Source organism: Alcaligenes ammonioxydans (assembly GCF_019343455.1).
In the GTDB taxonomy this organism is placed as follows: Bacteria; Pseudomonadota; Gammaproteobacteria; order Burkholderiales; family Burkholderiaceae_B; genus Alcaligenes; species Alcaligenes ammonioxydans.
In genome coordinates this window covers 1,357,386-1,370,506 of record NZ_CP049362.1, presented here as the reverse complement: position 1 = coordinate 1,370,506, position 13,121 = coordinate 1,357,386, and the positions used below count along the sequence as shown (strand labels likewise).

Below are 13,121 nucleotides of genomic sequence, written 5' to 3'. Positions count from 1 at the left end.
GCATAAAAAAAAGCGCCGCATTACAATGCGGCGCCTGGCGAAACCCAGCCTGAATGCTCAGGCTTTCTTCAAATACATGGCTTTCAGCAAGTAGCTGATGCCATCAATTTTGCAATCGACCTCATGGTCACCTCGAACCAGACGAATGCCTTTGGCCTTGGCACCCTTTTTCAGGGTATTGGAACCTTTGACCTTCAAATCCCGGATCAGAATCACATCGTCGCCCGCAAGCAGCACATTGCCGTTGCTGTCTTTGACAATCAGCTCGTCCTCGTCCATTTCGACATCCGTCGTTTGATGATTATCTTGCCATTCATAGCCACAATCGGCACAGACCCATTGCTCGGTGTCATGGTAAGTATTTTCCAAGGTGCACTGAGGACAGGGAAGCGGTGTGCTCATATTTTTTTCCTGTAAAAAGCTGGGTGCTACCGCACCAGAAGTGCGGCCAGTGTAGCCCCTCGCATCAGGAACACCAAAAACACCCCACGCAAGACCAGCGCGATACTGCGCCAGCCTCGTCGCCAAGGCACAGTCCGGCCAAGAACCGGTCAAATGAGCGGCGCGTCAGGCAAGTCAATTAATAGCCTATGCAAACACCAGTCCCATACCGCCTCGACCGACTTTCGGGCGGGGGTCGAACGCTTGCGCAGCAAATAAAAGTCCGCGCCCACGGTCCCCGCATGCGCCACCTGCACCAAACGGCCGGCCGCCAGATCCCTGGCTACAAACGCCTTGCAAGCCAATGCCACCCCTTGGCCGGCTAATGCGGCATCCAGTGCCAGAGTGGTCTGATTGAACACCGCACCGGGCAGTTTTCTAGGGGTTTTCAAGAAAGCAGCCCAATGATTCTGCGCATCATGCAACAGCGGCAAGGCATGCAACTGCTCCATGGACAAAGGCAGTGCGGCATTCCCTACCAGTCCAGGGCTGGCTACCGCGACCACATCTTGACGAAACAACAACTGTGCCTCTAGATCCGCCGCAAAGGGAGGACGAGTCAGACGCACCGCAATATCGACCTGGTCGCGTTCAAAATCCGACAAGGCTTCCGTTGCCACGGTGCGCAACTCCACATCCGGCAGCAGAGTTTGCAAATCTCCCAGCCGTGGAATCAATAGCTTGGCCGCAACGGTGGGCGTGACACTGATGGTGACGGTATCCGGGCGCGTTAGTAAACGCCCTGTCGCCTCGCTTAGCGTATCAAAAGCACGGGTGACATCGGCCAGATACGCCGCCCCCCGCCCCGTCAAGTGCAGTCCACGCGGCCGACGTTGAAACAACACCACACCTAAATGCTCTTCCAAGGCCCTGACTTGCTGCGCCACCGCCCCCTGCGTCACCCCCAGCTCCTGAGCCGCTGCTCGGAAACTGAGCCTGCGCCCCGACACTTCGAAGGCGCGCAAGGCATTTAAGGAAGGCAGGGAACGACGTGAGGAGCTCATGGTATAGGCAATAGTTTTTCTACAGTCTAAGACGTTTATTTAACGCCTGATTTTTTCCCATCAGACTGAAATAATAACGTTAATCACTTAACAAGGAGCCTTATATGACTATAGAAAAAGTTGCTCTTATCAGCGCTGGGGGATCCGGCATGGGGGCCGCGGCCGCACGTCGACTGGCTCAAGATGGCTATCAGGTCGCCATCCTGTCCTCATCCGGCAAAGGGGAGGCACTGGCCAAGGAACTAGGCGGCATCGGACTGACGGGATCCAACCAGTGCAACGAGGACTTGAAACGACTGGTCGACATGGCCATGCACCGATGGGGACGCATTGACGCACTGGTCAGCTCGGCCGGGCACGGCCCACGCGGCCCCATCCTGGACATCAGCGACGAAGACTGGCACACAGGCATGGACATCTACTTCTTGAATGCTGTGCGCCCCGCCCGACTGGTGGCCCCCATCATGGCAGCGCAAGGCGGCGGCGCTATCGTGAACATCTCGACCGCCTGGGCGTTTGAGCCTGCGGAAATGTTCCCCACTTCGGCGGTATTCCGCGCCGGATTGGCAAGCTTCACCAAGATTTTTGCGGATAGCTATGCAGCCCAAAATGTGCGCATGAACAACGTGCTGCCTGGCTGGATTGACAGCCTGCCAGCGACCGACGAGCGGCGCGACAGCGTACCGATGGGGCGCTATGGCAAGGCCGAGGAAATTGCGGCGACCATTTCGTTCCTGCTGTCAGACGGCGCCGCTTACATTACGGGTCAGAACATCAAAGTGGATGGAGGGCTGACACGTTCGGTGTAAACCGCAAGCCGTGCAGCCCACTGGACCCGTCTTATAGAGGGCTTATCCTGACAAGAAAGGCGCTCATGCGCAGCAGGAAAGGCCATGCGCATTGGCATTGAGGGATTAGGGGCCAGACACTGTGCGGCAAAAAACAGAGCTAATCGCCCTCTCTCCGCACCACCCAAACTCTATGAGCCCAGAGTCCATCACCGACGGTTTGAACACCAAAAAAAAAACGGCCACCCTTGCTGGGTGGCCGTTTTCTTTATCTGAATGCCGCATTACTGATTCACCTTGCCGCACTATAGCGTCGTCTGGAACGGCGGGCGGACAAGCGTAAAAAACAGGGGCCAGTGGCATCACCAAGAAGGCATAAGAACACCAGTGACGCCCCCCAGGACATTACCCCGAATGTGCGCGCTTGCCAGGATTTTTCTTGTTGCGAGTATGCGCACCACGCTCCTGACTAACACGTTGACCCCGGCACTTTGTGCTAAGGGTGACACCCTTGGGAGCGGCGGGGGCCGGAGTACGCTTACGATCAGCTTCAGTCACAATTTTAGTACCCATGTCTCTCTCTCCAGTTTGATTAAATTCGCACTTGTTTCCCATGTGCCCGGTTTATGCGTGGCAACAGGAAACAGACAAGAGGATATTCGGCAGTGCCTTAAGGTATAAAGGCACAACTGATGGGTCAAATCATCACGAACAAGCCCTCAGCCAAGTTGAGCATAGCAGGGATTGAGCAAACCGGCTCGAATAGGCCCCGAGCAGACACCCAGGCAAGCACCCATGCCTACCCCACAACAAGGCCACTGCTGGGCGGGCCACTAAAACCATACGTCCCACACGGCGAGAGCCGTTTCTCAAAGGGGGCAGCCTTCCCTGCTCATTCTTTGACCCAGAAAGAGACATAACTACAGCGATGAAATACGCAGTGCAACACAGCCGCATCGCATCTGCACATGTAATCGAATGAGCAATACGGACAACCCCAAGACCACGAGTCTCCCGCTCATCGCTGACGCGAGTGGTCATCCATTAGGGACGGTAGCTTAAGCGTTAGATTTGTCAGAGCACGCGACGCTGCCAGCGCCCCGAACAGCAAATTGCAACACCGTGACTTACCCGCCAAAGCGGACACAGACCAAGCAAAGAGTATCGGTCACATCCACCAGACACAGCATCAGCCTGGGCACTAGTCGGCAAGCAGAATGGCGCACTAGGCCCAAAACCGTGGCGGCGGCAAGGCAAGCCCTACCAAATAGATTGCGCGCAGCACGACCAAAACGGCGGAGCAAAGAAAAAGCGGCTCACATTGCTGTGAGCCGCTTAAATTTTGGTGGCGCATCCCTGATTCGAACAGGGGACCTGCGGATTATGATTCCGTCGCTCTAACCTGCTGAGCTAATGCGCCGAAGAAGAAATTATAGCAAGGTTTCTTCTTTTGGCAAGCACTTCTCTCGAAATTTTTTACTTTTTTTGATGTCTTCCACCCATAAAACCGCTAAGCCCTTGTATTTACTAGCTTTACCCATTTCCCGTAACCCTAGCCCGTTCTCATCATCAAGAAACAAGATGTAAGAAACCCGATGCAACTCCGTCTTTGGGGCCCGGTCCCCGTCTTGCGCGCTATCAAGCCGTTTTGTCATTGCCTGTTGCTACACTGCCTGCTTGGCGTTCGACCCCACCTCATTTACTGACGTCCGTGATCCGGACCTTGCACAGGAACTTTGTTTATGGCCAGTACGCTTGCTATCGTTGTCTCGCTTTTACTGCTGATGTTTTTTGCTTATCGGGGGGTGACGGTTCTGTTGCTGGCTCCCTTGATGGCCGCTTTGGCCGTGCTGCTTTCGGGGGATTCCGGGTTTTTGCTGCCCATCTATACCTCCACCTTCATGAGCGCACTGAGCGGCTATGTGCTGCAGTTCCTGCCCATCTTCTTGCTGGGCGCCCTGTTTGGTCAGTTGATGGCGGACTCCGGAGCGGCGCAGGCCATTGCCAAGTGGATCACCCATAAGCTGGGGCATCGCCACGCGATTGCCACTATTGTGATGGTGTGTGCTGTGCTGACCTATGGCGGCGTGTCCTTGTTTGTCGTGGCCTTTGCTATCTATCCCATTGCCAAGGATCTGTTTCGTGCCGCGGGCATTCCCAAGCGTCTGATTCCCGCCTCCATTGCCCTGGGCTCCTTTACCTTTACCATGACCGCCCTGCCCGGCACGCCCGCCATCCAGAACGCCATACCTATCCCTTACTACGGCACCAACGTGTTTGCAGCGCCCGGACTGGGAATTATTGGTGCCTTGATCATGGCCTTCGGTGGCTTGTGGTGGCTGCAGTCACGGGCTCGCAAGGCCATTGCCCAAGGCGAGACCTACGGGGATCATGGGCAGGATAAGTTCGACGCCAGCACCCCCGATAGCACGGAAGGTGAGAAACCCATGCCCATCTTCCTGGCTTTGCTGCCTTTGATTCTGGTGATCGGCGTCAATGCCCTGTTCACCTATGGCATTTTCCCCGACACAAACTTCGGGTTCATGGCCGAGCGCTTCCCTCAGCTGGACCCGGCCAAAATTACCGGTCTGTGGGCGCTGATTATTGCGTTGATCACGGCCATTCTGGTCTTGATCATCAGCCGTCTGGGGCATTGGAAAAACCTGCGCGAAAGCATCAACAAAGGGGTATTCGGTTTTATGCTGCCCTTGTTCAATACCGCCTCTGAAGTTGGTTACGGTGCGGTCATTGCCAGCCTGGCAGGCTTTGCGATTATTCGGGACTTTGTACTGAACGTGGCACCGGGCAATCCACTGATTTCCGAGGCAGTCGCCATGACCACGCTGGCCGGTATTACCGGCTCATCCTCGGGCGGCTTGAGCATTGCCTTGCAGACCCTGGGCCCGGACTATCTGGCCATGGCTCAACAAGCCGGCATCAGCCCCGAATTGCTGCACCGTGTCGCCGTGATGGCCGCAGGTGGCCTGGACACCCTGCCCCATTGCGGGGCCATCATCACCTTGCTGTCCATCTGCAAGCTGAACCACCGCCAGTCCTACGGCAATATCGCCATGGTGACGATGGCAGCCCCTATTGTGGCGCTGATCACCGTGATTACGCTGGGTACGATTTTTGGCAGCTTTTAAACCGTCTGCCTAAAATGGCCTTGTCCACAGCGGTGTGCCCCTCGCACATCGCTGTTTTTTTATCCAAAACCGGTAACGCTTTGCTATCCGTTGTTGAGACTGAGCATGCTAGGATTCACGCGTAGGGGCCCGTATTATCATTAGCCATAATCAGGAGCACGCCATGAACTACACCTATACCCTCAATGAGTTAGGCGCGGAAGCCATTCGTCAGTTTGTGCTGGATCGTGGTCAGCCTGAGCTGAACCTACAGGCGTATATGGCCGCTGCCGAAGTCGAGGCCGACAACTTCAATGAAGGTGGCAGCCAGCGCGGCCAGATCGAGATTGACTCTCACTGCAGCAAGGACGGTTTGACGCATACGCTGCTGTTGGAGAAACACTGGTTTGCCACCCAGCCTGTTCCTGAAACGCCTGAGGAAGACAGCTTCTTTTAACCACCTGCAGGCCGTTTTCCGCGTTCCGTCTACGTCGCTGACACGCTGCTCGAGCCCTCTTTCTGTGCCCCGACGATGTTTAGCCTCAGCCAGGCAGCCTGAAACGGCTGCCTGATTCTGACTCTGCGTGCATGCGCGGGCAAGGGGCGATCCGCACCTGAAAAAACGGCCTCGCACTCAAGGCCACACCGCTGCCGCATCAATCCACCTGCAAGCCTATTTTGGACGACAGGGCCCCGAACCGGTCGATATCGTTCCAGATCATGGCCTTGAAGCCGCTGGGCCGGGCAGACTCGTTTCCTTCTTGCGGCGTATAACCCAATGCCAGCAATTCCGCCTGCAGGGCGGGGTCCGTCAAGGCTTTTTGCACGACACGATTCAGCGTAGTGATGATGGGTTCGGGGGTGTGGGAAGGAGCCAGCAAGCCATGCCACTGATCCAGTTCAAACCCTGTCTTGCTCACTTCAGCCACCGTCGGCACATCAGGCAGTACCGGACTGCGCTGGGCAGAGGTGACCGCCAGAGCGCGCAGATGTCCGGATTCGATCAAGGTAGCTGCGCTGGACAAGGTGACGATGCCAATCGGCACCTGCCCGGCGACCACATCGTTCAAGGCCGGGCCGCAGCCTCGGTAAGGGATATGCAATAAGGCCGCACCACGCAGATCGTAGAGCATTTCTCCGGCCAGGTGCTGCGGGGTGCCATTGCCACATGACGCATAGGCCAACGCCGGTTCGGACTGCTGCAGCAGGACTTGCTGCAGACTCTGAATATCCGAGCCGCTCCCGGTCACAATGACGGAGGGCACAAAGCCTATATTGGCAATGGGTGCGAAGTCTTCTTTAGGCTTGAAACCCAGGTTGCGGAACACACCTGGATTGATGGCAAAGGAACTGTTGGCCATCAGCAAGGTATGCCCATCGGCACGGGCATAAGCCACGGCACGCGCACCAATATTGCCACTGGCCCCGGGCCGATTGTCGATGATGACCGGCTGGCCCAGGGCTTTTTCCAGACGGGGGCCCAACTTGCGAGCCAGCAAATCGGTTCCCCCACCCGGCGGAAAGGTCACGATCACGGTAATGGGTCTGAGGGGATACTTTGCAGTCTGGGCGACTGCTACCTCGCTGGCCCGCCCCGTCAAGGGGCTTGCGCCCCACGCCACCACCCCCAGCAAGGCGGCCGCTGCCACCCGCTTGCTCACCTGAAAACCCGCCATGACCGCCAGCACCTTGTTACTCAAGCATCCAGACCAATATCGAGCACACGGGCGCTGTGTGTAATCCAACCCACCGCGATCCGATCCACGCCACAGCGGGCAATTTCCACCGCGGTCTCGGGCGTGATACGACCCGAGGCTTCGGTCTTGGCGCGGCCACCAACGCGGGCCACAGCCTCGCTTAAGGTCGCAATATCCATATTGTCCAAAAGAATGCTGTCCACCCCTAGCTCCAGCACTTCATCGAGCTGCTCCAGGGTATCGACTTCCACCTCGATGCACACCAGATGGCCGATATAGGCGCGAACCGCTTCCACGGCCGCTTTCACGCCCCCGGCCACAGCGATGTGGTTGTCTTTGATCAGCACCGCATCATCCAGACCAAAGCGATGGTTGCTGCCACCGCCCACGCGCACCGCATATTTCTGCACTGCGCGCAGGCCGGGCATGGTTTTGCGGGTGCAGGTAACCTGGGTGCCGTAAGGCGCAATGGCCCGGGCGATGGAGGCCGTTGCCGATGCCACGCCACTTAAATGCCCCAGAAAATTCAATGCGCTACGCTCTGCCGTCAGCATGGAGCGGGCCGAGCCACTGATGACGGCGATCTGGGCACCCGGCATCAGGTCATCCCCATCTTGAAGCTGGGCCTCAAAGCGCAGCGTAGGGTCCAGCAAGGTAAACGCCAGACGAGCCAGGTCCAGACCAGTCAACACGCCTTGTTCGCGGGCTACCAGGCGCATTTGCGTACGAGAGTCGGCAGGCACAATGGCGTCCGTTGTCAGATCACCCGCACGACCCAGATCTTCCTGCAAGGTGGCGCGCACCAGAGGCTCAAGCATCACGTCGGGCAGGGAAGGAATACGGTGCGCGCGTGTCTGCGCAGCTTGCGCTGCCGGCGCAGGGGCATTAATTATGCTCATTATGAGTATTTAAATCGCTAAAAAATAAGGCCTAATGGCACGGTGCATTTATGCTATTCCTGAGCATAAGCACTGTCAAGCCATAGGCCCAGTTTTTAACGCGCCTGTTTCGCCAAGGGCAACTTGCTACCCGAGATAGCCCGCTCAAACAACACGTCACCCCGAAAGCGGAACAGCTTGGCAGGCCGCCCCGAGCCGCCCATGCTCATCGCGCCGGTTTCCTCGACCAATGCCTGCTGCTCAATCAAGCGGCGGAAATTCTGCTTGTGCAGGCCACGGCCAGCCAGCGCTTCGACCGCCTGCTGCAATTGCAGCAAGGTGAACTCCGGGGGCATCAGCTCAAACACCACGGGGCGATATTTGATTTTGGCGCGTAGGCGCGCCAGACCCGTAGCCAGAATCCGGCGATGGTCGTGGCGCATGCCCAGTCCCAAGGCATCCTGCTTGCCCTGCGCTTGCTGCTCCTGCTGGCGACGGCGACAGGATTCGGGTAACAGGCCCGCTTCGTACAGCAGCTCGTAGCGCTGCAAGACAAAATCTTCGTTCCAGATGGCGCCCTCCAGCCCAAAGCTGTAATTGACGCGCTGACGTCGTAATGCACGCAAGGACTCGTCCTGCTCGCACCACGTCAACAAGGCCGGCACGATGGTCTGCTGAATGATCGAAGGAGTACCCTCACGCCAGTCCTCCCACGGAAAGTAACGATAACAATCCTGCCAGATCACCTGAGCCACATCCGGCTGACCCACTTCCCGCGTCAGCCCCACATAGCTGACTGACACGATACGCGTTCCCTGAGCGTCAAAACGATCGCGATCTGCAAAGGTATAAAGCTGCTCCACATACCCTACCGGGTGATGGGTTTGCGTTTCCACCCAATCGCGCAGCCCCGTTTGCAAAGAGCGATGCGTATGCTGAAACGGCCCGGCGGGCAAGGCCTGCCCGCCATCCGTGGTCAAGACACGGGGCTCGCCGTCGCTGACAGCGACTAACACAGCGACCAGCTCAGCGCTGACTACAGGTTCCTGCGTATCGATCACATATTCTCCTTCTGAATCTCGCCCATGAGCGTGTGGCCGATTATAAGCGAGCCCTGAGCCGCCCCCACCCCGGAGCGAGCACGTACGCCACGCAATACAGTCCGTACATTATTTTCAGATGATCAAATTATGATCCATGAACATCTAAGCCTAAAGAATTTTGTTTGACAGCCGTTAAGCATTTGAACTGTATGTGTTTGCCATAAATGACAAGCAAGCGCTCAGTCAAAGGCCGGATCAGTCAACAGTTTCACGCTTTGTTCTGCTCCGCCATTCGCAAAAATAGAAGGTTTCTGACAGTTCAGAGCAGTCAGTAACCGGGCGTAGAAACCTTTGCTTTTTTTGCATGGCCCCTGCGGGCTTGACGGCCCCTCGCGTCCCCTTTGTTGCTCCCCTCCAGGATGATGAATGCGTAAGAATTTCCCCATTACCCAGGACGAGGTTCGCGTCCGGGCCGATCAGTACCTTATTTCAAAAACCGATCTGAAAGGACGGATCACCTACGCGAACGCGGCCTTTATCGCCATCAGCGGCTTCACCCGGGAAGAGCTGATCGGCAAGGCGCACAATCTTGTCCGCCACCCCGACATGCCGCCCGAGGCGTTTCAGGATTTCTGGGACACCTTGCAAAACAAGCGCCCCTGGATGGGGGTGGTCAAGAACCGACGCAAGGATGGTGGCTTTTACTGGGTCTACGCCATGGCGGTGCCCATTTATGAAAATGGCACGGTAGCCGGCTATGCCTCGGTCCGGGTCAAACCCAGCCAGGAACAGATTGACGAGGCTGAGCGCCTGTACACCGCCATCAATGAGGGACGTGCCCACGGCGTGCGCTTGCATGAAGGTCGTGCTGTGCCGACCGGCTGGCGAAAGGCCTTGAGCCAGTTGCGCCGCCCATTCAGCAACTCCCTGCGGGCCAGCCTGTTCCGTATGGGCACATTGGCGCTGGCTACCACCGGAACTGCGCTGTACTTCGCCCTGACGGGAGGGGTTCCCCAGGGCTCGGGCCTGTGGCTGACCGGTGGCTTGTGTCTGGCCAGTGCGGTCATGATGGGCTACGGCTGGCTGATTGCCCAGCGCGTCATCCGCCCCCTGGATCAGGCCTCGCTGATCGCCCAGCAAATTGCCACCGGCAATCTGCAACTGGACATTGATGTCAGCTCCAGCGAAAGCAATTCGGAAATTGGTCAGCTCTACTTCTGCCTGGACCTGATGCGCAAAAGTCTGGTGGGCATTGCCAGCGATGCCCGAGCGGGAATTGACGCCTCGATTCATGCCGCCCGCATCCTAGAGGTGAACAATACCAATCTGGCCTCCCGCACTGAAGATCAGGCCGCCTCCTTGCAGGAAACCGCCGCCAGCATGGAAGAGCTGACCGTGACGGTGCGCCAGAACGCCGACAATGCCAATCAAGCCAGCCAACTGGCCGATGCCAGTATGCAGATTGCCCAACGTGGCGGCGCTGTGGTGAACGAAGTGGTGCAAACCATGCAAGGCATTCACGACAGTTCACGTCGCATTGGCGATATCGTCACTGTTATTGAAGGCATTGCCTTTCAGACCAATATCCTGGCGTTGAACGCAGCGGTGGAATCGGCTCGCGCCGGCGAAGCGGGACGCGGGTTTGCGGTCGTGGCCGGTGAGGTACGTAGCCTGGCGCAAAAGAGCTCGCAAGCTGCCGGAGAAATCAAGAACCTGATCGACGCCTCTGTCAGCCGCATGGCCATCGGGGCCGAACAGGCGGCCCGCGCCGGCGCCACCATGGGCGAGGTCGTCGATTCGGTCAAACGTGTCACGGACATCATTGGCGAAATCTCGACCGCCTCGATCGAGCAGGCCAGTGGCCTGGACCAGATCAATGAGGCCATGGCCAAAATGGATGGTGTCACCCAGCAAAACGCCGCCCTGGTGCAGGATCTGGGCAATACCATGAGCGATCTGGCCTCGGAAGCGTCCGAGCTGGCCGATGCAATCAAGGCTTTGAATACGGGCTCGGTGGAATCGGCCCAGGGTGCCCCGGCGGCCCTGGCTCAGTTGAGTCAAGCCTCTACCGTGCAGGTGCTGTCCTACCAGAACACACCGGCCTTCCAGGCTCACAGCGCCAAAACGGCGAACGCCAGACTGGAAGCGATTCGTCGCTAAGCAGGCCCTTCAGGATCGGCAGCCCCCTTGCCGATCCTGATACTACTGACAGCTAGACAAAACATTTAATCTGGGGTCGGTTTTTTACCGCCAGACCAGCAAAAAAACAATAATTAATAAAATCAACTGCTTATAGAGATCAGATCACGCTTTTTGAACCGGTTTTTCTCCGTCATCACGGTGACACATTTAGACTTTAATACAAATACTAAGTAACAAAATTAAGTCGATATGCAACATAATGATCTGTCCTTTTCCGCCTACGTCTTTAACAGGGCCAGATCATGCGTGAAAAACAAGCCATTACCTCTCATGAAACACAGGTACCCGAAAAAACCTATTTAATCTCCAAGACCGACCTGAAAGGGCGCATCGTCTATGCCAATCCCGCCTTTATCGAGGTGAGCGGCTACAGCCACGACGAGCTGATCGGAGCACACCACAATATTGTGCGCCACCCCCACATGCCGGCCGTTATTTTTCAGGATTTATGGCAGACACTCAAACAACAACGATCCTGGTCAGGGCTGATCAAGAACCGCCGCAAAGACGGCGGCTTTTACTGGGTCAAAGCCCGCGTCATTCCTTTATTTGAAAACGGCCGCGTCAGCGGCTACGCCTCGGTTCGGGTACGTGCCCAAGCCAAGGACATCAAAGAAGCGGAGTATCTGTACCACTCCATCCAGCAACAAGGATTGCGCGGTTTTCGTTTACACGAAGGTCAATTGCAGGCCAGAGGCTGGCGCTCGGTTCTGAACACCCTGCTCCAACCCTTGAATCGCAGCCTGCGTGCCAGCTTGTTGCGATTTGGGTTTCTGACCACGGCACTTGTAAGTTTGAGCGCCGGCTTGCTGGTGGGCAGTGGCGCGTCCGGCACGTATCTGACTGTCGGGCTGAGCAGTCTGGGGCTGGTCAGCCTGGTAACCTTGGCCTACGGCTGGATGGTCACCCAGCGCATGATGCAGCCCCTGCACAGCGCCACCCATATCGCCCAGCAAATTGCCACCGGCAACCTGTTGATCGATCTGAACCCCCAGCACACCCGCAGCCAGGAAATCGCACAGCTCTATTTCTACATGGACATGATGCGCAAAAGCCTGCTGGGTCTGGCTTGCGACGTGCATCAAGGCATCCAGGCCTCTTTGGATGTGTCCACACAGATTGAAGAGGGCAATCGCCAGCTTTCCCATCGTACCGCCGCTCAGTCGGGCTCCTTACAGCGCACCGCCGCCAATATGGAGCAGTTGACCATGAATGTGCAGCAGACCGCGGACAATGCCCGTCTGGCCAATCAATTGGCCGACCAGAGCCTGTCTACCGCACGGCGAGGTGGTGAAGTGGTTCAGGACATGGTCAGCACCATGCAGGACATACACAACAGCTCTGAGCGTATTGGCGATATTGTGTCGATTATTGAAGGACTGGCCTTCCAAACGAATATCCTGGCCCTGAATGCCGCTGTAGAATCGGCCCGCGCGGGTGAAGCAGGCAAGGGCTTTGCCGTGGTGGCCGGTGAAGTGCGCAGTCTGGCGCAAAAAAGTGCCCAAGCCGCCGGGGAAATCAAAAACCTGGTGGAGGATTCGCTCAAACGCATGGCGACCGGGGCGCATCACGCCAAGCGGGCAGGTTCCACCATGGACGAGATCATGCAATCCGTCTCAGATGTCACCCATCTGATCAGCGAAATCTCCACCGCCTCCAACGAGCAAGCCAACGGTTTAGCGCAAATCAACGATGCCGTATCCACCATGGACAGCGACATCAACGACAACGCGGATCTGGCTCGCAACCTGGGCGAGACCGTCAACGAACTGAGCCGCCAGGCCAAGGAGCTGAAACTGTCGATTCAATTGCTCAATACCGGCACGACGAACCGCTCGACTTACGTGCCCGACCCAAATGCTACCCAGAAGCCCGTCCCCTTGCTGAAAGTGGCCTGAGTGAAGGGCTGGGTGGCAAAGGCCCCAGCGGCTCGCTGCCCCACC

The 13,121-nt window shown here is 57.2% G+C and carries 10 protein-coding genes and 1 tRNA gene; 5 read left to right on the top strand and 6 right to left on the bottom strand.

The window, feature by feature from the left end:
• Positions 1-57 precede the first annotated feature (57 nt).
• Together FE795_RS06185 and FE795_RS06180 are read right to left on the bottom strand one after the other, a co-directional pair.
• Positions 58-402: a zinc ribbon domain-containing protein YjdM gene (locus FE795_RS06185; RefSeq protein ID WP_131071459.1), complete on the bottom strand. Its 345-nt coding sequence runs from the start codon at positions 400-402 to the stop codon at positions 58-60.
• A gap of 149 nt (positions 403-551) precedes the next feature.
• Positions 552-1,445, bottom strand: coding sequence for a LysR substrate-binding domain-containing protein (locus FE795_RS06180; protein WP_131071458.1), 894 nt, complete (start codon positions 1,443-1,445; stop codon positions 552-554).
• Positions 1,446-1,549: 104 nt separating this feature from the next.
• Here FE795_RS06180 and FE795_RS06175 point away from each other — a divergent pair, with 104 nt between their 5' ends.
• Positions 1,550-2,254: an SDR family oxidoreductase gene (locus FE795_RS06175; RefSeq protein WP_131071457.1), complete on the top strand. Its 705-nt coding sequence runs from the start codon at positions 1,550-1,552 to the stop codon at positions 2,252-2,254.
• 1,322 nt (positions 2,255-3,576) lie between these two features.
• On the opposite strand, the gene FE795_RS06170 is transcribed toward FE795_RS06175, so the two are convergent.
• Positions 3,577-3,653, bottom strand: a tRNA-Met gene (locus tag FE795_RS06170).
• 322 nt (positions 3,654-3,975) lie between these two features.
• On the opposite strand from FE795_RS06170, the gene FE795_RS06165 reads away from it, so the two are divergent.
• Together FE795_RS06165 and FE795_RS06160 are read left to right on the top strand one after the other, a co-directional pair.
• Positions 3,976-5,379: a GntP family permease gene (locus tag FE795_RS06165; RefSeq protein ID WP_003804570.1), complete on the top strand. Its 1,404-nt coding sequence runs from the start codon at positions 3,976-3,978 to the stop codon at positions 5,377-5,379.
• 163 nt (positions 5,380-5,542) lie between these two features.
• A complete protein-coding gene (locus FE795_RS06160) occupies positions 5,543-5,815 on the top strand; it encodes a hypothetical protein (protein ID WP_003804572.1) in 273 nt (90 codons plus the stop codon).
• Positions 5,816-6,014: 199 nt separating this feature from the next.
• On the opposite strand, the gene FE795_RS06155 is transcribed toward FE795_RS06160, so the two are convergent.
• The 3 genes from FE795_RS06155 to FE795_RS06145 form a co-directional block, all read right to left on the bottom strand.
• Complete coding sequence (locus FE795_RS06155; protein ID WP_059317950.1) at positions 6,015-7,034, bottom strand: tripartite tricarboxylate transporter substrate binding protein; 1,020 nt, start codon at positions 7,032-7,034, stop codon at positions 6,015-6,017.
• Positions 7,035-7,054: 20 nt separating this feature from the next.
• Entirely contained in the window at positions 7,055-7,954 is a 900-nt protein-coding gene (nadC, locus tag FE795_RS06150; protein ID WP_059317882.1) for a carboxylating nicotinate-nucleotide diphosphorylase, read from the bottom strand.
• 95 nt (positions 7,955-8,049) lie between these two features.
• Positions 8,050-8,994: an NUDIX hydrolase gene (locus FE795_RS06145; protein WP_003804578.1), complete on the bottom strand. Its 945-nt coding sequence runs from the start codon at positions 8,992-8,994 to the stop codon at positions 8,050-8,052.
• Between the two features lie 408 nt (positions 8,995-9,402).
• On the opposite strand from FE795_RS06145, the gene FE795_RS06140 reads away from it, so the two are divergent.
• Together FE795_RS06140 and FE795_RS06135 are read left to right on the top strand one after the other, a co-directional pair.
• A complete protein-coding gene (locus tag FE795_RS06140; RefSeq protein WP_059317883.1) occupies positions 9,403-11,136 on the top strand; it encodes a methyl-accepting chemotaxis protein in 1,734 nt (577 codons plus the stop codon).
• A 284-nt stretch (positions 11,137-11,420) separates the two neighbouring features.
• Positions 11,421-13,076: a methyl-accepting chemotaxis protein gene (locus tag FE795_RS06135; RefSeq protein ID WP_059317884.1), complete on the top strand. Its 1,656-nt coding sequence runs from the start codon at positions 11,421-11,423 to the stop codon at positions 13,074-13,076.
• Positions 13,077-13,121: the final 45 nt, after the last annotated feature.

Excerpts from the sequence above, each read along its gene's own strand:
- FE795_RS06140 (WP_059317883.1), top strand. The coding sequence starts at position 9,403 with ATGCGTAAGAATTTCCCCATTACCCAGGACGAGGTTCGCGTCCGGGCC.
- FE795_RS06135 (WP_059317884.1), top strand. The coding sequence starts at position 11,421 with ATGCGTGAAAAACAAGCCATTACCTCTCATGAAACACAGGTACCCGAA.
- FE795_RS06165 (WP_003804570.1), top strand. The coding sequence starts at position 3,976 with ATGGCCAGTACGCTTGCTATCGTTGTCTCGCTTTTACTGCTGATGTTT.
- FE795_RS06185 (WP_131071459.1), bottom strand. The coding sequence starts at position 402 with ATGAGCACACCGCTTCCCTGTCCTCAGTGCACCTTGGAAAATACTTAC.
- nadC (WP_059317882.1), bottom strand. The coding sequence starts at position 7,954 with ATGAGCATAATTAATGCCCCTGCGCCGGCAGCGCAAGCTGCGCAGACA.
- FE795_RS06155 (WP_059317950.1), bottom strand. The coding sequence starts at position 7,034 with ATGGCGGGTTTTCAGGTGAGCAAGCGGGTGGCAGCGGCCGCCTTGCTG.
- FE795_RS06160 (WP_003804572.1), top strand. The coding sequence starts at position 5,543 with ATGAACTACACCTATACCCTCAATGAGTTAGGCGCGGAAGCCATTCGT.
- FE795_RS06180 (WP_131071458.1), bottom strand. The coding sequence starts at position 1,445 with ATGAGCTCCTCACGTCGTTCCCTGCCTTCCTTAAATGCCTTGCGCGCC.
- FE795_RS06175 (WP_131071457.1), top strand. The coding sequence starts at position 1,550 with ATGACTATAGAAAAAGTTGCTCTTATCAGCGCTGGGGGATCCGGCATG.